We start from the raw sequence: 20,230 nt of genomic DNA on the forward strand, positions 1-20,230 counted from the left end.
CCGGAAATTGTGATTATGAACATTTAATCCAAGCGAAATTTGCCGCTGCCTTAAAGTCCAATGATTATATGATATGGTTCAAAAAGATTAACTTTAAGTTAAATCTCTGTATTGGCTTATTGGTTTTGAAATTGTTATTGGTTGTCAGTGGCGTATCTTAGTTTTTAGGAAGTTATTTTCCAATATATTAAACCAAGCTTCGACAATCATGACCATGGCTAGTGTATCAAGCTCACAGCACTTTAATAAGGCCTTCCGTAGTTCCTGTCGTTCAAATTGGCTCATATGTGTAAACTGTAATTTTGCATAAGCAATTGTTGCAGCACCTCCTTCCTTAAGAAACTCATCCTTAAACAGCAATTCAATTTCCTCATTTGGCGCCTCTTTATTGATTGGATCTAAAAGAGAAGGCTCTCCCCCAACAAAGGGGGCATTTTAATCGAGTTAGTATAGACTAACCCTTTGATTTGACGGTCAAAAGGAAGATTAAAATGCCCAAGAAAGATTGTATCCTAAATTTACCGGGATATTCTATTAAAAAGGTGAGTGGAGAGAATCCTGTTTATATTGAAGTGAGTTATCGTTGCGTTGTGCGCTGTATTCATTGTGGTAATAAAAAGTTACGTAAAAAAGATACTTTCATAAGGCGCATACGCCATGAGTCGATTGGATTGCGTCGCAGTTACTTGTGTATCAAGGCTCATAAGTATTATTGTCCTGCTTGTGGTCGCTATTTTAATCAGCGTTTTCCGGGGATAGGGAAGTATCAAAGAGCCAGCGAGAGTTTGCGTAAACAGGTGTTTCACTACCACAGCAAAGGAGTGAGTCAAAAGGATTTGGCTCGTGATTTAAAGCTGGGTAAATCAACTGTAGAACGCTGGTATCATTACGGTTATGAGCTTCGTCATAAAAAGATATTAAACCGTCTTTGCCCCAGAGTTCTTGGCCTGGATGAGCATTCATTCAATAGGAAAGTAGGTTATGCCACAACTTTTTGTGACTTGGCCAAACATAAAATATTTGATGTGGTTGAGGGGCGCTCCGAAAAGGATTTAGAAGGCTATCTAAATTCGTTAGAAGGAAAAGATAAGGTACAGGTAGTCTGTATTGATTTAAGTTCCAGTTATCGCAAGTTAATCAGGCGTTACTTTCCCAATGCGATGATTGTGGCCGACCGCTTTCATGTGATTCGTTTATTGAATCAATTCTGTTTGCAGACTTATCAGCAGATTGACCCTGAAATGAAATATCAGAGAGGTCTCTTGGCCGCATTGAGAACCAATCCCAATAATCTCACGGTAAAGCGACTCAATAGACGAGAACGTTATTTGCAACAACAACCTGTCATTGCTGCTATTTATTACTTTAAACAGCGATTACATCGATTACTCATGCGAAAACATCGTACCGCAAAGCAGTGTATGCGTTTAATACCCCTCTTTCTTAAACTCGTTGCCAGTCTGAAGGAAAGTCCTTTTGACTCACTAAAAACTCTAGGTAAAACATTATACCAATGGCGGGATGAAGTGGTTAGAATGTGGCGGTTTACTAAAAACAACGGCATTACGGAAGGGTTTCATCGTAAGATGAAGCTCATTCAACGTCGTGCTTATGGATTTAGAAATTTTGAAAATTACAGGTTAAGGGTTAAAGTTTTGTGTTCTTGATTTGTGCCCCCGGATTTGGGGATGAGCCCGAAAAAGTCACGCAAGTGGTTTTTGATATTTTGCGAAAATCGATTGTAACTTATTGATTCTTATGGTGGCCAGAGGTGGAATCGAACCACCGACACAAGGATTTTCAGTCCTTTGCTCTACCGACTGAGCTATCTGGCCACAAGAGGTTGCTATTAAACTCCGAGAATGATTTTGAGTCAAGTAGGGATTATTATTTTTTTTCTAAAAATTGATTTTGGTAGGCGATTGCTATCCTGGCTCCCAGTATGGCGTTATTTTTAATTAATTCAATATTTGCTTTCAGGCTTTGTCCGGCCGTTAACTCGGAAATCCGTTGTAGAAGAAATGGTGTGATGGCTTTGCCTTTGATATGCCTGGCTTCCTGATTCGCCTGCTCAATGATGGGTTTGATTTCATAATCAGGAATTTCGGCGCTTTTGGTGATGGGGTTGGCGATGACTATGCCATTATTGATAGACAGGCTGTGTTGGACGTGCATCAGTGCAGCAATGTCTTTCGGGTCGTCCAGTCGGTGTACCAATGGAATACCGCTGGAATGAGTATAAAAGGCGGGGAACTCATCGGTACCATAGCCGATAACGGCGACACCATGTGTTTCCAGCATTTCCAGTGTTTTTGGCAAATCAAGTATGGATTTGGCGCCGGAACACACTACAGTTACCGGGGTAGTGGATAATTCGATGAGATCGGCTGAAATGTCCAGGTTATCGGCGAATTGGGGGTGTACACCGCCAATTCCTCCCGTTACAAAAATTGGTAATCCGGCCTGATGAGCACAAAACATGGTGGCAGCCACGGTAGTGCTTGCAGTTATTTTGCGGCTTAGTGCGTAAGCGATATCGCGGCGCGATGCCTTCATGACTTTTGGACTGGCCAGTTCTTCCATAATCCGGTCGTCAATGCCGATATGAATTTTTCCCTGATAAAGAGCGATTGTCGCCGGAGTTGCGCCCTGTTCTCTGACGAGTTGTTCAATCAGACGCGCTGTCGTCAGATTATCAGGGTAGGGCATACCATGAGATATAATGGTGGATTCCAGGACAACAACGGCTTTCTGATTTTGTAATGCGGTGGAAACTTCTTTACTGAGCTGTAGTAGTTCATGAAACATGGTTTTACCTTACTGTGCGGGAGTATAACCGGAGGGTTTTTCAGAGCCGTCACTGAAGAAAAATTTTTGCATTTCATCGGTCAGGAATTCGCGGGCCTTGGGATCAATCAGACTCAGTCTGTATTCGTTAATAAGCATGGTTTGATGTGCAAGCCACATTTTCCATGCTTGTTTTGATATTTGCTGGTAAATTTTTTCCCCGAGTTCGCCCGGAAAAGGAGGAGCATCGAGTCCTTCCGCTTCGGCTTGTAATTTTGTACAAAAGATTTGTCTTGACATAATGTTGTTCCGGTAATTAAAACGTAACGGTGTGTCGATTATGGGCTATTGTCCACACCGGAGCAATATCATGTTCCGTGAACAAAATGTATTACGACTGCAAATCCAGGTTAATTGTCTCAATTTTCGCTGTGAAACCCCGGATGAGGACACGCCCTAATCCGCCCGGCATTTTACCTGGGCCAGCATAATGTGCTGGGATAGCAATTGTTCCTGCTCATTGGTTAACGGTTCAAATTGAACGGCAGTACGATAGTGGTTTTCATTGACAAACTGGCTATACACAACAATGGCATCGACAATGATGGGAACCATTTTTGGTTTGGTATAGATAACCAGTTTTATGGGTGTTTTTTCCTTGATCCGCTCGTTTGTTTTAAACGCCATGCCTCCCAGGCTGATATTGACCTTGCGGATATGAATTTTTTCTCCCACCAGAAGATGATGAGCAAGATGATCTATTTTGGCGTTAAGCAAATTCAGATAATGAGCCAGAGAGGGTTCCTCCAGAGCAAGCGATTGAGTGAGTTCGGATAACTCATAATCAAGGCTCTGAAAATACTGGGTGGTTTCAAGATAACGTTGGCCATTATGGCCAAGTAGTTCCTCGGCAACGGATTTATCGGAACGAAAACTTCCCTGTTGTAATACCTTATAATCAAAATAGATTTGATCATCTATGCGAAAATGTTGACGTCTTTCATGTACTGGCATAATGACTCCTAAAGTCCATTTTTAAAGTGATTAATCCCTTTTTCACTTAAATCCCCAGGTTCTGTGCACAGAACCTGACATCCTTTCAGGAATATCGATGTTATTTTGAGTGTTCCTTCTTCCGGAAACAATGTCCCTGTACCAATGTGCTCGCTTGTACTTTTGCCAAGTTCATTATTTTTGTCAATGAGTTTTGCTTCTTTGTTCTTTTTTATCAATTGTAACAATAGTGTTTGATTAAATTGTAGAACAGTTTTCTCCGCAAGATCGGCAATTTCCTGACTTTTTTGCAGTGCTTCATCATGGTTGGTCGCCCCGGCAGATATTGTCATGCAGTTTTTAAGAAATGAGAGAAAGGTTTTCGAGTCCCATTGTCCAGTCATAATGGCATATATCAGAACCTCGTTGAACTCAGCTATACGGTCTAGTTTGAGTGCGGCGGTAAACGAGGAATTTAATTGTTCAGGCATGCTCTCCGGAGGAATCATTCGTTGCAGTCGTAATTGAATATCAAAATGAAGTTTTTTTAATACATGAGAGGCAAACCCTTTATTTTTCGAGGTGTTCAGATGATCTTTTATTGTGGATAGAGTCCCGGTTATCATGTCTGTTTTTTCATTAATCGGACTTGTATCGTCTGCCATGATTTCAAGATAACGGTCAATGGCTTCAATAATCATTTTATTATTATATCCGTTGTAAGCTTCGCTGATCTGACGCAGATCCTCCTGATCCAGGTAATTTTGATCGTATTGAAGAGTCGCCTCCATTTCGGGATACAGTATAGTCTCAGTCAATGCCAACAGGTCGTCGTAACTGATTTCCAGTGATCTGTAAGACGATAATCGAATGGAGTGGCTTCCTTTCCGCTTAAGAAATTCAACCATTTGCGGATTAATTGTATAGTTGAAAGTAATAAGAAAAACCTGATCTTCCGGCTTTTTTTCTATCTCCGTGACTGAGTTATTGTGGCGATAAGTCCACGGATGCTTGTAGGGTCTGCCAGTATCGGTGAACAGGATCGGATTATGCAGTAATTTCTCAAGAATCAGTGTTTTTAAGATTTCAATCCGATCAATTTGATCATCATGCTGGGGAAAAATGGCGGGAATTTTTTTTATTCTTTCCTGAATGACGTTCTTGATTATCAGGGCGTCTTCTTTTAGCTCACGGATTTGTGTTAATTCCTCAAGAATACGCCTGTTTTCTTCGGGAGAGGAGGCGTTTTCAAGCTCTTTTTCGAGCCATTCAATTCGGCGTTGATGGAGATTGGCAGTGCGAATTACGTATTTACATAATCTGTTTTCTTGCGACAATAAATCCATCAGGCTATCAAATTTGCTTGCCATGGAAGAATCCTCTATTAAAGAACGGTTTCTGCCTTGCCCGTGACGGGTGTGCATCATGATAAATTCTACAGGTTGCAAGCTCAGACGCGAATCCAGCCCTAATTTATTTTTCGGCATCACAACCTGATCAAAAATAAAAAGGGAACGGCTGTTTTTCAGTCCTTTATTCTGGATATATCCGCCGATGCCATCGGTATCGCTGCAAAGATAAAACAAACCGAGCGAGTGACCAAAATCATCGATGAACATATTAAATTGTAAACCGGAACCCACAGGGTTAATTGTGGAATAATTTTCATACGTTTGTGAGTAAAAAAAACCAAGCCCGGTTTTGTATGTTTTACCCTTGGCAAACTCGTTAAGGAGTTTGATATCATCAAAAGGTATGAATAACGCAGGGTTACCATCGTGCGTTATGATAGATGAGCGTGTTGTGTCAAGGCCCAGTATTCTGGAAAAATTAAGGGCCAGAGCCTCTCGTTGCACCTCCTTGATATCACCATGCTTGGGCAATTTTAAAATGGCTTCGATGCCGAGCCGGTAGTTTTTTCTCTCCTGAATATAATCTTCCGGTGTTTTGAGTTTGGTGTTATGTAATTTATTCAGCTGTTTATGTAGGGAAGCGAGACTTATCAAGGATATTTTCCTCGTAATACCCCCGGCATTTTCAGTCAACGTACAATAAAGAAGGTGGCCCGCGGGTTCGGCTGGAATGGAAATGGCGGTTAATTGATTGATTTTGTCAAGATCTTCCATAAGGGTTAACTGGTTTTGCAGAGTCACGGCTTCCGGGCTGTTGGGAACGGTGGCTTCCCGTTGCTCTTTTAAAGCACAAATCACCCCCTCCACATCCTGGTGATTGGCCGGATCAAACGTTGATTCTTCCGGAAGAAAACTCCGGATTATCGGTATCATTGTTTGTCGGCTTTTTTCAATAAGCAAGTTGATATCACCGCTTTGTATTTCAGCTTCATAATAAGTCTTGCGATGGTAATAATCGGGTTGAGGCAAGGCATTCAGGATGAAATGATCCCGCCACATTTCTGCTTGCCGGTGCATTAATTGGATATCGACAGCCCAAAGAGAGTGAGGGGAGTCTGCTGTCTTGTTCAATCCGGCCTGAAGCACGTCGACCAGAATATCCCATTGTTCCTGGTACTCTTCTGCTTTGGTAAAATCAAGCAAATCGCCGTATGTGGACTCTAAAGCATCAAGACATTGTGCCAGTTCTTTGTATAGAGATAATTTTTTTAATGGATGGCCACTGAAAGAGAACGGCGGATATGTGCTGATTTCTTGCAGAAAACGCTTGATAATCCTTTCTTTCTGAATATCGTGCATCAAATCCTCTATAACATTTCGGATCCCATATTTTTATGGCAGGTTTTGCTATTAAGCAAGTTCAATAGTATTATTTTTCAAGGTTGGCCTCCGGGAAAAGTGTAAGCGGGCCATTCATGATGTAATTCAGGGATAGTTTTATGAAAAAATACCATATTGTTTTATGTTCGGTCTTTTTGTTCGGTTTTATGGGCGTACTTCCCCTGAATGCCGCCGGTGAAAAAGCAGTTCTGGAGATAAGCGTACAATCCGGTAAAAAAGGTTTTTATAAACCCTGCTCCGGAACCTTGGAACCTTGTACGGTAACCATATTCAAGTTTGGAAGCGAAATCCTGCTCGTGACAAACAAATCAACAAGCGTTGTTGCCAAAAATATTATGGCCACGTTGCCTTCCGGTTGGATTGATATTTCACAAGACGCCAGCGCATGTACCATGCTGGCTCCGGGAAGCACCTGTACCCTGACATTCACCTCGTCGGATGATGTACTCCACTCTGCCGAACTTGTTCCAGTCAAGGGAACAAATACTGTCACAGCCTATGTTTATATACAGGTAACGGATGATTTCAGATAAAAAATTAAGGACGAATGTGAATAAGCTGATTTTTATTTGTTGTCTTTTTTTAACCGGCCATGTTTTTTCGCAATCGGTTGCCACCGTACTGTTTACTTCTCATACCGTGAAAGTCAAGCGAGGTAGTGTTGAGAGTAACATCTCCCGGGGAGCGTCCTTGCAAAATGGTGACACGATAGTAACGTCCGGTCAGGCGGTTGCCAAAATAAAATATGCTAACGGCACTTTGGTCACCTTAGGTGAAAATTCCGTTTATAAAATACTTGCCTATTCCGGCAATCAGCATGATATCCAAATCAAATCGGAATTGACCTCCGGTAAAATTCATTCGAAAACCTCGGGAAAAAAGAAGGAAATATTAAAGACTCCTGTTGTGGCTCTGGCCATACTTGGAACCGATTACAATGTTTACACGCCAAACTCTAAAGCCACGTACGTGCTGGTCAACGAGGGAACGATTCAGGCAAATGGCAAAACGTTGGATATTGGCGCCGGATTTCTTATTACCGCAGCGGGTATCAGTGAAGCACCGTTTCCACTCGAGGGGCGGGTTGATGACACATCGGGAGCAGGAGTTGACTTGAATACCGAAGTGAACGTAAATGATCTGGACAATCTCGATGTCGCCGCTACAAGTCTGGATGTTAGCCAGGCTGCCAACGTAGCCATTGAAAGCGGCACATCCATACAAGCTGAAGATATAGTGCCTGCGATGGATACGCTGGTTGAGATCGAATTGAGTTGCGGAGTTTAAGGCGACTGTTTTGTGTCAATAATCGTGAACAGGGAGCAGGCAGTTGATGAGAATTAAAACCGCCATGGTTATAGGTATGTCTTTATGTACCATATCAATGGTTTTTGGAAGCAGCGTGGTTACCAAGCGGGAAAAGCAAACCACGTCTCAAACTGCTTTCATAAAAAAACGATCCTCCGAAACGCTGGAGAGATTAACCCCGGAATTGTTATACAGCTACCTCAATTTTAAATTTGATTCAACGTCGGGCAACAATTTCAATCGTTTTCATGGCCATGCCAATCAGTATGGTATTGGTGGAAATTATGTCTGGTTTAAGAAAAAAAATGTGCTGACGGGGTTGTATATATTCAATGTGGATACTTATGCGTCGTCGCAATTTTTTGTCACGGGCAATAACCCTACAGCTTTGAGACAGTCGATTCATAACCAGACCCTTCTGGGACATGTCCTGAAGTCGTTTAACTCCAACCTGTTTCTTGATATTTCCGGCGCCTACGGGATCAACAAACAAAACTATCAGATGGATACTACATTATCGAATGGTGTTAATCTGTTCGGGACGGCTCATAGCCGTAACAGCACCTGGTTTGCGAGCCTCGCAGCCATTTACAGCAAATCTGTCAAAACGTTTTTAATAACCGCCAATGCGCGAGTTCTCTACAGCAGTACCAACTCAGGCAATTATACCTTCAAATTCCAGGATCCTTTTCCACCGGGCAACGTGGCGCCGCAAAGAACCAATGTAACCTGGATTATGGAAAATCTGGAACTGGATTATAAATGGAAGGAAGGTATTGTCCCTTTTGTGAATGGCGGCTTGATTCAGGTGGCTCGTTTTGCCAATGATCGGCAAATAATAATCACGCCTGTTAACGGTGCCTTGCCGCAACTCAGTTTGAACAAGGATGGATTTCGGGTAGGGGGCGGTGTCCAGCTTAAATACAAGTCGTTGTATGTTCGTCTGGAACAGAAATATTATAGCGCAGGGGGAAGTTATACCAATAACCTCACTCTGATAAAACTGAAATATAAAATGAGCTAGCATCTTGCCAGGAATGACACGAAACGCCTTATTCAGACGGTTAAGGGACAGGTCGATCCCAGCCGGACTGGGGGTGTTTCTTACCCTTTTGGTTTTTTCCGCAACGATGACCACCATTCCTGTAGTCAGTCGATTGATCCAGCAATTAAACAATCTGATTTATGACAAAATGATCAGCCTGAACCTGCGTCATGTCAATCGGAATGTACGGATAGTGATTATCGATATTGATGAAAAATCAATAAATCGTGAAGGGAAATGGCCCTGGCCAAGAGACAAAATGGCTATTTTGCTTACCAAATTAAAACAGGCTGGTGTTGTAGTTACCGCCTTTGACATGATTATGGCTGAAAAGGATATCAATTGCGCGATCAGATTGAAAAACAAGCTTCCCGGGATCACGTTGCGTACATCCGATATCACCAGGCGTTTGCCGGAAATACTGGATGAAATAGCGCCTCAGGTCGATAATGATTTGAAGCTGTCCCGCGCCATGCGAGATCACGATGTGGTGTTGGGTTTTTTATTTGATAATCAACAAAATGTTCATTCCGGGTTCCTGCCGCAACCGTTGTTAAACGAGCAAGGGCAGTTTCTGAAATCAGACAATCCGAAGATTCATACCTTTACGGGATATAAGGGTGATCCGGAAGTATATGCCGAAGCCACATCAAAAGGCGGTTTTGTGACCAATTTTCCCGACTCGGATGGCGTCATTCGTCATGGTATTCTCATAGCGCGATACAATGACCGGTTATATCCTAATCTCGCTCTGGCAGCCTCCATGAGTTATCTTCTGGCTGAAAAGACCACTTTGATGACTCATAAAGTCGGCGGCGTTTCCACATTATACGGTATCAACATTGACGGAACATTTATACCAACGGATGCCCGGGGACGAATATTGATGCCATTCTGGGGGCCTACCGGTTCGCTTGATTATCATTCCGCAACGGATGTTTTGCGGGGAAAAATCAAAAACGAGGAACTGGAAGGGGCTATCGCCATACTCGGATCATCCATGATGCTGCTTTCCGACCGACATCCGTCACCGATTTCTCAGTTATTCCCCGGTATTGAAATGGTTGGAAATATGATTAAAGGTATTACGGAAGGGCAGGTGACCTCCCAATACGACTGGCACCGCTTCGGAGGCTGGTTCAGCTATTTGCTCTTCGGTATCGTACTGGCTCTGATGCTGCCGTTTTTAAATATAATGTTCCTGCTACTTTTGACGGTGATTGCTATTCTTGGTATTACAGGCGTAATCGTTGCCTTGTTTGTCTATCGGAATATTTATATGCCGGCAGGGGGGTTATTGATTCTTGTTATCGCACAGTCACTGATTAATTATAGTTATTCATTTGTTCTGGAAAAACGCCAAAAAAGAAAAATAAGCCAGTTATTTGGCCAGTATGTTCCAGGAGATTATGTCAAGGCTCTGATTGAATCGCCTGAACAATATACGATGGAAGGGCAGCTGCGGGAAATGACCGTGTTATTTTCCGATATTCGTAATTTTACCACCCTTAGTGAAGGCATGGATGCATCAGACGTCAAACGTTTTCTCAATGAAATTTTTACGGTTATGACGGAAATTATTTTTAAATTTCAAGGCACTATTGATAAATACGTGGGCGACATGATCATCGCTTTCTGGGGAGCGCCCATGATGGATGATGATCATGCGTTTCATGCTATAGGCGCGGCGTTATCTATTGTCAAGCATTTACCGGACATTAACGCGACTCTGACACGGAAAAACCTGCCTGAGATAAATACGGGTATCGGCCTTGCGACAGGACCGATGAATGTTGGTGACATGGGATCCAGATTTCGCCGCGCCTATACGGTGCTTGGTGACACGGTTAATCTGGGTTCGCGACTGGAAGGCCTGACAAAATTTTATCAGGCAAGCATCCTGACCAGTGATAAAACCCGCTTCGGTCAAGATGCGTTTCTCTGGCGAACCGTGGATAAAGTGATTGTTAAAGGAAAAACAACACCATTAACCATCTATGAACCTCTTGGATTGATTCAGGACGTCTCTGCGAATCTGGTAACCGAAGTTAGAGATTATGAAAGCGCCTTGCAGGATTATTATGCCCGTCGGTGGGCGGCCTCAAAAAGAAAATTTCAAGCGTTAAAACGGCGTAATTCCCGAGTCTATTTATATGATTTATACCTGGCACGCATCGATACGTTTGGCAAGCACCCGCCCCCCGGTGACTGGGAGGGTGTGTTTGTCCACACTCAAAAATAAACGAGGAGGGCTATCATGTTCTTGCCATTTCCTAAAGATCACGCAATACCTATATCATGGTGACGGCTTTTTAACTACAATAGATTTTTAGCAAAAATTTAATAGCTATGTTTAAGCCACTAGCCCTATACATCGGGTTGCGCTATACGCGCGCGAAAACCAGAAATCATTTTGTATCGTTTATTTCTTTCAGTTCCATGCTGGGTATTGCGCTTGGCGTTACGGTTTTGATAACTGTTTTATCGGTTATGAACGGTTTTGACGAGGAAATACACAAGCGTTTTTTTGGTATGGCACCTGAAATTACGATAAGTGGACAAGACGACAGAATTGCTCACTGGAAAGATCTGGAAAAAGAGCTTGCGGCATTCAAGGGTGTGAATGCGGTTGCACCTTACGTAGGTGGTCAGGGCTTGTTGACCCATGACGGTCAGGTCTTGCCTATTGTACTGACCGGTATTTTACCGGAGCAGGAAGAAAACGTTTCCCATCTTAAGGAAAAGTTGCTGGCCGGCAATATGGCCGATTTGCAGAATTTTGGTGTGATTCTTGGGAAGGGGCTTGCAGATAGTCTCGGGGTTATGATTGGAGACAAGGTTACTATCATGATTCCCCAGGCAACTGTGACGCCGGCGGGAATGATCCCCCGTTTTAAACGTTTCACGGTAGCAGGCGTGTTCTCGGCGGGAACCGGTTTTAATTTTGATACCAAACTCGCTTTTATCAATCTGAGGGATGCCCAGAAATTATTTCAGCTTGGTGATGACATCAGTGGTTTGAAATTAAAAATAGCCGATATCTACAAGGCGCCGGAATTGTCGGATTACATCAATAACAAACTGGGCGGCGAATACCTGGTTGGAAACTGGACTAACCAGTTCGGAGCGTTTTTTCAGGCGGTTAAAATGGAAAAAACCATGATGTTTTTAATTTTAATGCTCATCATAGCCGTGGCGGCATTTAATCTGGTTTCCTCACTGGTGATGGTTGTCAATGATAAACAGGCGGAAATTGCCATATTAAGAACCATCGGTGCGACGCCTGCTATGGTCCTTAAAATTTTTATGTTGCAGGGATTGCTGGTTGGTGTCATCGGAACCTTGCTGGGTTTGATCGGTGGACTGTTGTTAGCCAGCAATGCCACGGCCATAGTGAATCATTTACAGTCCTTTTTTAATGTCCAGCTCCTGTCTTCCAGCATTTATTTTGTGGACTATCTTCCCTCGAAAATATTGTGGAGTGACCTGGTAAAAGTATGTATTCTGGCTGTATTAATGAGCTTTATTGCGACTATTTACCCCGCGTTACGTGCGTCGAAAACCGTCATTGCGGAGGCACTGCATTATGAGTAACGTGATTTTGGAATGTCAGGATGTCAGTAAATCCTATCACGATGGTACGTCAAGCATTTCGGTATTGAACAAGATTCAATTTGCCATTAATAAAGGGGATCGAATCGCTATTGTCGGTGCGTCCGGATCCGGAAAGAGTACCTTACTGCATCTTTTAGGCGGACTTGATAAACCCAGTGAAGGAAAGTTGCTGATTCAAGGTGTGGACTGGCAAGCCGTTTCGGAAAAAAAACGCTGCCGGCTTCGTAACCGGAATCTTGGTTTTGTTTATCAGTTCCACCATTTATTACCCGAGTTCAGTGCGCTGGAAAATGTTGCCATGCCTCTTTTACTGGCCGAATATTCCGTACCTGATGCTCAAAAACAAGCGTACAGCATGCTGGAGAAAGTGGGGCTTGGCAAGCGAGCCTCTCACAAACCTTCGCAGTTATCCGGCGGGGAGAGGCAGCGTGTCGCTATTGCGCGGGCATTAGTCCATCAACCACAGTGTGTGCTGGCCGATGAACCGACCGGAAATCTCGATCATACGACGGCCATGAAAGTATTTGATTTAATGTTGAGTTTGAATGAACAATTAAATACATCTCTCGTGATCGTGACTCACGACCGGGAACTGGCTTCTAAAATGGATAAAATATACACCATAAGAGATGGTGCTGTGTTTTCAGAACGTGATGAGGAATAAATCAATTCGGACATGAAAGTATTCAACGGTTTGAAAAAAGAGGAGAGAGGTTATGCCAATGTCAGATTTAAAAGAAAGGAGTTCACTATTAAATGGGCAGCTTCCTGATCCCGACAAACCTGTCCATCCGGCCATCAGAAGTATTCTGAAGGCCCGATTTCCTGAGTTACAAAGAGAGGTTGTCGATCTTGGTATACATGGCACGAACTTGTTGCGTTTTTTTAACGGGGCGGACATGCGGCGAGAAACATTAAAAACTTGCCATGAGAATGAGAAATCTGCTGTCTGTGCGCCATGACATTTAGGTTCCGTGAAAAAACTATTTAAGGCTGCAAAAGGGGGGGATTTGTCCCTTTTTGTAGCCCGTCATGAAGGCAAAGCCGTAATGCGGGAAAACGCCCAACCGGGCACTCGCCTGTTTTCCTGCCACAATATTGGAACATAAAACCCGCAATACGGCCACAGACCTTCTTACGGGCTACAAAAATTGTGTCAGGAAAATTTTGTTCACCTTACCTCTGGTTTATAAGAATTTTCAATAATCGGCGTGACCCGGTGTGCGCGGGAACGGTATGACATCTCGCACGTTGCCAACACCGGTGATGTAACTGACCAGACGTTCAAACCCCAATCCATAGCCGGCGTGCGGGACGCTGCCGTAGCGGCGTAAGTCTCGATACCATTGATAGTAGGCTGGATCCAGGTTGCAATCCTCCATTCGTCTGTCCAGTACGTCCAGGCGTTCCTCACGCTGACTGCCTCCGATTATTTCACCAATGCCCGGGGCAAGGACATCCATGGCGGCTACCGTACGCTCATCGTCATTAAGACGCATGTAAAATCCTTTAATATCCTTGGGATAATCTGTAAGAATAACCGGTTTTTTGCATAACTCCTCGGCCAGATAACGTTCGTGTTCGGATTGTAAATCAAGACCCCAGCTCACAGGGAATTCGAAGGGTTTGTCTACCTTGGCCAACGCGTTGATAGCATCGGTGTAGGACATGATTTCAAAATCGGATTCAATAATATGCTCCAGCCTTTCAATGCAGCCTGGGGCGACAAATTGATTAAAAAAGTTCATATCGTCCTGTCGCTCGTCAAGAACAGCCCGGCAGAGATAACGCAACATCTCCTGGCTCAGGGTGCAGATGTCGTTCAGATCAGCAAAGGCGATTTCAGGCTCGATCATCCAGAACTCAGCCAGATGTCGACTGGTATTGGAATTTTCGGCGCGAAATGTGGGGCCGAACGTATAGACTTTGGACATGGCCAGACAATAGGCTTCCACATTTAATTGTCCGGAAACAGTCAGAAACGTTTCACGGCCAAAAAAGTCCTGGGAAAAATCAATCAATCCCTGCGGTGTTTTCGGTAAATGAAGCAGATCCAGGGTGCTGACCCGAAACATTTCACCGGCGCCTTCGCAGTCGCTGGCGGTAATAATCGGTGTGTGTATCCAGAAAAAACCACGTTCGTGAAAAAAGCGATGAACAGCCTGTGACAGGCAATGACGGATACGGGTTACGGCGCTGATGGTGTTGGTGCGCGGTCTGAGATGAGCCACGTCACGTAAAAACTCCATGGTATGGCGTTTTGCCTGTATCGGATAGCTTTCGGGATTTTCAACCCAGCCTGCCACCGTGAGATTTTCAACCTGAATTTCAAAACTTTGGCCTTTTCCCTGCGAGGCAACCAGTTTACCGGTTGCCGTAATAGCACAGCCTGAGGTTAATTTAAGTATCTCCTGCTGGTAGTTGTCCACCTGATCCGTGACAACAAGCTGAATAGGCGCGAAACAGGAACCATCATGCAGGTTAATGAATGACAAACCCATTTTGGAATCGCGGCGTGTTTTAACCCATCCTCTCACCGTGACGGTTTCATCAATACTTATTTCACCGTCCAGGCATTGTTTTATCGTATATACTTCTGACATGATGTACTCCAAAAGAAAAACTGAAATCCTGTAATTCAGACTTCGTGAATAAAAATTTTCACAGAGCCGGGGCAGACTCTTAATATCAGGGTTACATGGGTGAGCGTTCTCTCAGGTACGCTCCCGGAAGAGGAAGACCGCTCTGAAAAAATGAATAGTTTATCCTGAAATTATCTTTCTAACCACAGATTGAGGTTCAATTAACCATTGAGTACGATAATACACGTAATAAAATAGTGAGGAAACTTATGCCATATGTTATCGCGATGATTGTAATGGCTCTCTGGTCATCACAACTGGTTGCACAGGACACGGAGCTTAAATTGTACCGGCCATTCGGGGAGGAAATGTCTCGCGGCCGATTGATTGTAAGCCATCAGGTGGGAGGGGTGTGCATACAGCAATCCATGCGCATCAAAAGAGAGGATGCCTGGCGTTGTATCGCGGCTGGCAAAACCTACGATCCCTGTTTCATCAGGAAATTTGGTAGTCATCTTGAAGCGGTCTGTCCCGCTTCACCCTGGGCCGGGAACGGGGTGCTGGTGAAACTTGATAGACCGGCGGATAATAACGATCTTGTCGAGCTGGATATGTCCAAAACCTATCCGTGGGCTGTTGAATTGGCGACGGGAGAAAAATGCGAAGCTATTGACGATGATGAAACCTATGACAATCTTCCTGTCCGCTATCGTTGCGACAGTCAAACCGTATTGATTGGACATTTGCAACGTTGCAAGGCAATCTGGACCATTCTGCAACGGGGTATTACCGGCCAGGTTACGACGGCTGCGTTGAAAAAGGCCTGGTTTTAGCCGTGAAACAGAATGAGGACACGCCCTGGTCTCCGGGTATTATTGATTCCGTCCTGCTCCAGAGGACGGAATTTTTTCATATTGAGTTGAAATTCAACAAGGCCTCAACGGTTTATGAGAATAACCCGTGAATTTTATGTGCTAAACTTTGTATAGAAAATATCTAAAAGGAGTTGGTGATGCAAGAATCTCTACTGTCTCTTCTAATGGCTCAGATTTTTGGATTTTACTTTCTGATCATTGCTATTGTTATGATAACAAGACCAAGGTATTACAGCAGTATATTAACCAACCTGAAAGATTGTCGGGTTACCGCATTTGCGGCGGCTACCTTTTCATTGTTCATTGGCCTTCTGTTGGTGATTACCCATAACATCTGGGTTTTTGAATCCGAAGTCATTATAACGATAGTTGCATGGCTGATTTTAATCCAATCCATTCTCTGGTTATCTATACCGGAAAAAATGATGGTCTGGAGTCATTGGTACTATTCTGGCGTACGATATTATATAACGGCGATAATCATGGGCATTATTGGCATTTTGCTACTGGCGCATGGATTTTATCTGTTTATATAATCTATACACGCTGTACTAGGGTGCTGCGTCCCTGAAGGCCGCGAGTGAGAGACAATGCTCATTGATAGCATTGATCACGGGATATTGTTCCATGGGAAACTCAAAGCGGTGGGCGTTATACACTTGTGGAATCAGGCAAATGTCAGCCAGACTCACTTCATGACCATAACAAAAGTGGTGTTTGCGAGGCTCTTCCCTAAGCTTTTTTTCCACAGCATCAAAGCCCGTGCGCAGCCAGTGATGATACCAGGATTGTATCTGTTCGTCCGACGCGTTAAGTTGCTGGCGCAAGCGGTATAGTACCCGCAAATTGTTCAATGGGTGGATATCGCAGGCGATCATTAATGCGATACTTCGCACAAAAGCGCGCCCAAGAGGCGTTTGCGGCAGTAGAGCCGGGGTAGGGCATATTTCTTCAAGGTATTCGATAATGGCCAACGACTGGTTGATGATATGGCCATTTTCATCCAGTGTCGGTACAAGTCCCTGCGGATTCATGGCCAGATAATCCGGATGATGTTGTTCACCTCCGTTATTAACCAAATGAACAGCCAGCTTTTCATAGCTGATATTTTTCAGATTGAGTGCGATGCGTACCCGGTAACTGGCTGTTGAACGAAAATAGTCGAAAAGTTTCATATTATCTTTCGTACTCTTAACGGGATTCCTTTAATGTACCGCGTCGTATTTGATCGCGTTCAATCGCTTCAAACAGAGCCTGAAAATTACCTTCTCCAAAGCCTTCGTTACCACGGCGTTGAATAATTTCAAAAAAGACCGGTCCAAAAACATTTTCGGTAAAAATCTGCAGCAACAGGCCGGTTTCCTTTTCCTTTCCACCGTCAATTAATATTTTTTCCTTCTGAAGTTGCTGGATTGGTTCCTGATGCCAGGGGATTCGGTCGTTGAGCATTTCATAATAGGTGTCCGGCACATCAAGGAAATCGACACCGGCGTGACGCAAGGCGTGAACTGTGTGGTAAATATCGTTAGTGCTTAAGGCTATGTGTTGAATACCCTCGCCTTTATAATCATGAAGAAATTCCTCGATCTGGGAGCGATCATCTTTTGATTCATTCAATGGAATTTTGATTTTTCCGCACGGACTGGCTAATGCCCGACTTACCAATCCTGTCATTTGACCTTTGATGTTAAAGAAACGAATTTCACTGAAATTAAAAATGGATTCATAAAATTGCGCCCACTTATCCATATTGCCGCGATAAACGTTGTGCGTCAGGTGATCAATCTGATTAAGGCCGCAACCCTGTTCCGGATGAGACGAGGTGGTATAGTTCCAATGGTTTGCAAACGGCTGATGATTCTCATCCACGAAGTAAATGACACTGCCGCCAATCGCTTGAATGGCCGGTAAGCCATGAGTCGCGTGTTCGCAGTCTTTAAATGGCGTGGCACCATGTTTGATGGCGTGGGAGTAGGCTTTTTGAGCGTCATGGGTTTTAAAACCCATGGCACAGGCTCCCGCTCCATGAGTTTTAGCATGTTCCTGAGGTTGGCTATCAGTCGTTGCGTTGACGATAAACTGGATATTGCCTTGTTGATAGAGGGTAATATCCTGATCTTTATGAACGGCTCTGACATGAAAACCCATTTCGAGAAATTGTTTGTGCAAAATCTTTTTATCCGGAGCGGAAAATTCCAGGAAAGCGAATCCGTCCAGTCCACACGGGTTCTGTTCTGAGTGTTGATTCATGATTTAACTCCTTATTTAGTCTCAAATCCTTTCGTTTTGAGAGTGATGTCGCGTGTTGCAAGGTTTGATCAAGAAAATTCCGTCTGCTATGGCCAGCAAGCTGGTATCGACACGGTCATCGTGACGAATCATATCATTCAGGCGACGAATTTCACGTGTCTGGCCATCGTTGACTGTTTCGTCAATAACTTTACCATCCCAGAATACATTATCAACAGCAATCAATCCTGTCGGACTTACAAGTTGCAAAGCCAGTTCATAGTACTTTAGATAATTGGTTTTGTCTGCGTCGATAAAAATAAAGTCAAACTGGTGTCCGTAACCCTCCGTCAGCAAAGCTTCCATGGAGTCGAGTGCGGGACCCAAACGGAGTTTGATTTTGTTAGCCTGACCGGCTTGTTGCCAGAAGGGATGGGCGACATTCGTCCATTCACTGTTTATATCACAGGTAATCAATTCCCCGTCGTCAGGCAGGGCCAGAGACATGGCCAGCGCGCTGTAGCCGGTAAAGGTTCCCAACTCCAGCACCTTGCGTGCCTGAATCAGCCTGACAAGAAACTGCATGAATTGTGCCTGATCCGGTGAGATCTGCATATTAGCCAGCGCCAGTTTGCCCGTTTCATCCCTTAACGCTTTTAATGCCGGATGTTCCCGAACGGAAACATCCAGCATGTAATTATACAACTCCGGTGTCATGTTTAAAAATTTCATAGCTATAATCTTTATTGTTATTGTATAAAGTCCTTGTTCGATACGTCCTGGTACTACAGTGGTATTTTGAAAAGGCTCCCTGTTTATGTACTCTTTTTTTGCTCATTGATTGTCATCTCCGCGCAGGCGGAGATCTATTTTAGCATGAATAGATTCCCGATTTCTCGGGAATGACAGAACTTACCACTGTAGTCCTAGGCCAGTTTTTCCTGAGCCAGCATGTCGGCAATGATACTGGCGGGGCGGTTTTCCTTTTCCGAACGGCTGAAAATTTCCAGTAAGGATGTGGCAATGCCGTCAATTTGTCTGATAACCATGTCCTGGGGTGTTTGCAAATATTTACTGGCCGCAAAAATCAGCCCGCCCGCGTTAATGACGTAGTCAGTGGCATAAAGAATGCCTTTGTCGTGCAGCATTTGGCCATGATAGGTATGAGCCAGCTGATTATTGGCCGCTCCTGCTATGATGGTGGTTTGCAGTTGGTTAATGGTTATATCATTGATGATAGAGCCGAGAGCACAGGGTGCGAAAACATCGCAGGGTATCTTGTGAATGAGGTCTGAACTGACGGAAGATGCTCCAAACTCCCTGATGGCACGTTCCACCGCATCGTTGTTAACATCCGCTACGGTAAGCCTCGCTCCTTCTTCATGTAAATGTCTGGCCAGTTGATAACCGACATGTCCCAAACCCTGGATAGCGATATGCAAACCGGCCAGTTTATCCTTACCCAGTTTGAATTCGACCGCGGCCTGTATCCCTCTCAGGACGCCTTTGGCGGTTGAGGGCGACGGATCGCCGTTATGGCTGGAGAGGCTGGCCACGTAGGGCGTGTGTTGTGCAATGATATCCATATCGTTTAGTTCCGTACCGCTGTCCAGCGCCGTAATATATCGGCCGCCAAGATCGTTAACAAACTGGCCGAAAGCATGAAAATAAGCGGCGTGATCATAAACACCGGATGGTTTGATGATAACGGATTTACCACCGCCAAGCGGTAAATTAACGGAAGCGGCCTTGTAGCTCATACCTCTGGCAAGGCGCATGGCATCATGAATGGCGTTTGCAGTGTTCGGGTATTCAATAAACCGGCATCCTCCAAGGGCAGGGCCGAGTTTGGTGCTGTGAATGGCTACTATGGCTTTCATGCCTGTATGATTATCTACCTTGAAATGAATGTCCCCAAATCCGTGTGAAATTGCATAATCCAGAAAATCATCTTGAACCATTGAATTTGTATCATTTTTTTTCATTTTATCAATAGACATCATCAACCAATCTCCTGTGAGGTTTTCGTGCCCATGTTATAGA

At 44.1% G+C, this 20,230-nt stretch carries 20 protein-coding genes and 1 tRNA gene; 10 read left to right on the top strand and 11 right to left on the bottom strand.

Going from position 1 to position 20,230, the window contains the following annotated elements:
* Window positions 1-144: 144 nt before the first annotated feature.
* Complete coding sequence (locus tag CKW05_RS05205; RefSeq protein ID WP_058483846.1) at window positions 145-360, bottom strand: hypothetical protein; 216 nt, start codon at window positions 358-360, stop codon at window positions 145-147.
* Window positions 361-491: 131 nt separating this feature from the next.
* On the opposite strand from CKW05_RS05205, the gene CKW05_RS05210 reads away from it, so the two are divergent.
* Window positions 492-1,667 carry an ISL3 family transposase gene (locus CKW05_RS05210; RefSeq protein WP_058483845.1) on the top strand — a complete coding sequence of 392 codons (1,176 nt, stop codon included), beginning with the start codon at window positions 492-494 and terminating at the stop codon, window positions 1,665-1,667.
* Window positions 1,668-1,759: 92 nt separating this feature from the next.
* Here CKW05_RS05210 and CKW05_RS05215 read toward each other — a convergent pair.
* The 5 genes from CKW05_RS05215 to CKW05_RS05235 form a co-directional block, all read right to left on the bottom strand.
* A tRNA-Phe gene (locus CKW05_RS05215) sits at window positions 1,760-1,835 on the bottom strand.
* A gap of 52 nt (window positions 1,836-1,887) precedes the next feature.
* Complete coding sequence (locus CKW05_RS05220) at window positions 1,888-2,808, bottom strand: pseudouridine-5'-phosphate glycosidase (protein WP_058483844.1); 921 nt, start codon at window positions 2,806-2,808, stop codon at window positions 1,888-1,890.
* A gap of 9 nt (window positions 2,809-2,817) precedes the next feature.
* Window positions 2,818-3,087 (bottom strand): oxidative damage protection protein, encoded by a 270-nt coding sequence (locus tag CKW05_RS05225; RefSeq protein ID WP_058483843.1) that lies wholly within the window; start codon window positions 3,085-3,087, stop codon window positions 2,818-2,820.
* A 156-nt stretch (window positions 3,088-3,243) separates the two neighbouring features.
* Window positions 3,244-3,801 (bottom strand): PilZ domain-containing protein, encoded by a 558-nt coding sequence (locus CKW05_RS05230; protein WP_058483842.1) that lies wholly within the window; start codon window positions 3,799-3,801, stop codon window positions 3,244-3,246.
* An 8-nt stretch (window positions 3,802-3,809) separates the two neighbouring features.
* Window positions 3,810-6,491 (bottom strand): hypothetical protein, encoded by a 2,682-nt coding sequence (locus tag CKW05_RS05235; RefSeq protein ID WP_058483841.1) that lies wholly within the window; start codon window positions 6,489-6,491, stop codon window positions 3,810-3,812.
* Window positions 6,492-6,631: 140 nt separating this feature from the next.
* Between CKW05_RS05235 and CKW05_RS05240 the strand changes: the two genes are divergently transcribed.
* The 7 genes from CKW05_RS05240 (at window position 6,632) to CKW05_RS05270 (ending at window position 13,463) form a co-directional block, all read left to right on the top strand.
* Window positions 6,632-7,066: a hypothetical protein gene (locus CKW05_RS05240; protein ID WP_058483840.1), complete on the top strand. Its 435-nt coding sequence runs from the start codon at window positions 6,632-6,634 to the stop codon at window positions 7,064-7,066.
* 16 nt (window positions 7,067-7,082) lie between these two features.
* A complete protein-coding gene (locus CKW05_RS05245) occupies window positions 7,083-7,820 on the top strand; it encodes a FecR family protein (RefSeq protein ID WP_157737710.1) in 738 nt (245 codons plus the stop codon).
* A 46-nt stretch (window positions 7,821-7,866) separates the two neighbouring features.
* Window positions 7,867-8,865, top strand: a complete 999-nt coding sequence (locus tag CKW05_RS05250; protein ID WP_058483838.1) for an autotransporter outer membrane beta-barrel domain-containing protein — start codon at window positions 7,867-7,869, stop codon at window positions 8,863-8,865.
* A gap of 13 nt (window positions 8,866-8,878) precedes the next feature.
* The gene (locus tag CKW05_RS05255) at window positions 8,879-11,128 is read left to right on the top strand and encodes a CHASE2 domain-containing protein (protein WP_058483837.1); all 2,250 of its coding nucleotides are present in this window, start codon (window positions 8,879-8,881) and stop codon (window positions 11,126-11,128) included.
* A 107-nt stretch (window positions 11,129-11,235) separates the two neighbouring features.
* A complete protein-coding gene (locus CKW05_RS05260) occupies window positions 11,236-12,480 on the top strand; it encodes a lipoprotein-releasing ABC transporter permease subunit (protein WP_058483836.1) in 1,245 nt (414 codons plus the stop codon).
* Window positions 12,473-13,165, top strand: a complete 693-nt coding sequence (gene lolD / locus CKW05_RS05265; protein ID WP_058483835.1) for a lipoprotein-releasing ABC transporter ATP-binding protein LolD — start codon at window positions 12,473-12,475, stop codon at window positions 13,163-13,165. The genes CKW05_RS05260 and lolD overlap by 8 nt, the downstream gene beginning before the upstream one ends.
* A 52-nt stretch (window positions 13,166-13,217) precedes the next feature.
* Window positions 13,218-13,463: a hypothetical protein gene (locus CKW05_RS05270; protein WP_058483834.1), complete on the top strand. Its 246-nt coding sequence runs from the start codon at window positions 13,218-13,220 to the stop codon at window positions 13,461-13,463.
* A 237-nt stretch (window positions 13,464-13,700) separates the two neighbouring features.
* Here CKW05_RS05270 and asnS read toward each other — a convergent pair whose 3' ends face one another.
* Window positions 13,701-15,104: an asparagine--tRNA ligase gene (gene asnS / locus CKW05_RS05275; protein WP_058483833.1), complete on the bottom strand. Its 1,404-nt coding sequence runs from the start codon at window positions 15,102-15,104 to the stop codon at window positions 13,701-13,703.
* Window positions 15,105-15,352: 248 nt separating this feature from the next.
* Between asnS and CKW05_RS05280 the strand changes: the two genes are divergently transcribed.
* Together CKW05_RS05280 and CKW05_RS05285 are read left to right on the top strand one after the other, a co-directional pair.
* Window positions 15,353-15,916: a hypothetical protein gene (locus CKW05_RS05280; protein WP_058483832.1), complete on the top strand. Its 564-nt coding sequence runs from the start codon at window positions 15,353-15,355 to the stop codon at window positions 15,914-15,916.
* 179 nt (window positions 15,917-16,095) lie between these two features.
* Window positions 16,096-16,494, top strand: coding sequence for a hypothetical protein (locus CKW05_RS05285; protein ID WP_058483831.1), 399 nt, complete (start codon window positions 16,096-16,098; stop codon window positions 16,492-16,494).
* A gap of 15 nt (window positions 16,495-16,509) precedes the next feature.
* On the opposite strand, the gene maiA is transcribed toward CKW05_RS05285, so the two are convergent.
* The 4 genes from maiA to CKW05_RS05305 all read right to left on the bottom strand — a co-directional run bounded on the left by maiA (window position 16,510) and on the right by CKW05_RS05305 (window position 20,190).
* Window positions 16,510-17,133: a maleylacetoacetate isomerase gene (gene maiA / locus CKW05_RS05290; RefSeq protein ID WP_058483830.1), complete on the bottom strand. Its 624-nt coding sequence runs from the start codon at window positions 17,131-17,133 to the stop codon at window positions 16,510-16,512.
* Between the two features lie 16 nt (window positions 17,134-17,149).
* The gene (gene hppD / locus CKW05_RS05295; protein WP_058483829.1) at window positions 17,150-18,208 is read right to left on the bottom strand and encodes a 4-hydroxyphenylpyruvate dioxygenase; all 1,059 of its coding nucleotides are present in this window, start codon (window positions 18,206-18,208) and stop codon (window positions 17,150-17,152) included.
* Between the two features lie 21 nt (window positions 18,209-18,229).
* Window positions 18,230-18,919, bottom strand: coding sequence for a class I SAM-dependent methyltransferase (locus CKW05_RS05300; protein ID WP_058483828.1), 690 nt, complete (start codon window positions 18,917-18,919; stop codon window positions 18,230-18,232).
* Window positions 18,920-19,113: 194 nt separating this feature from the next.
* The gene (locus CKW05_RS05305; protein WP_058483827.1) at window positions 19,114-20,190 is read right to left on the bottom strand and encodes a Leu/Phe/Val dehydrogenase; all 1,077 of its coding nucleotides are present in this window, start codon (window positions 20,188-20,190) and stop codon (window positions 19,114-19,116) included.
* Window positions 20,191-20,230 lie beyond the last annotated feature (40 nt).

The organism is Legionella spiritensis, assembly GCF_900186965.1.
Lineage (GTDB): Bacteria > Pseudomonadota > Gammaproteobacteria > Legionellales > Legionellaceae > Legionella_C > Legionella_C spiritensis.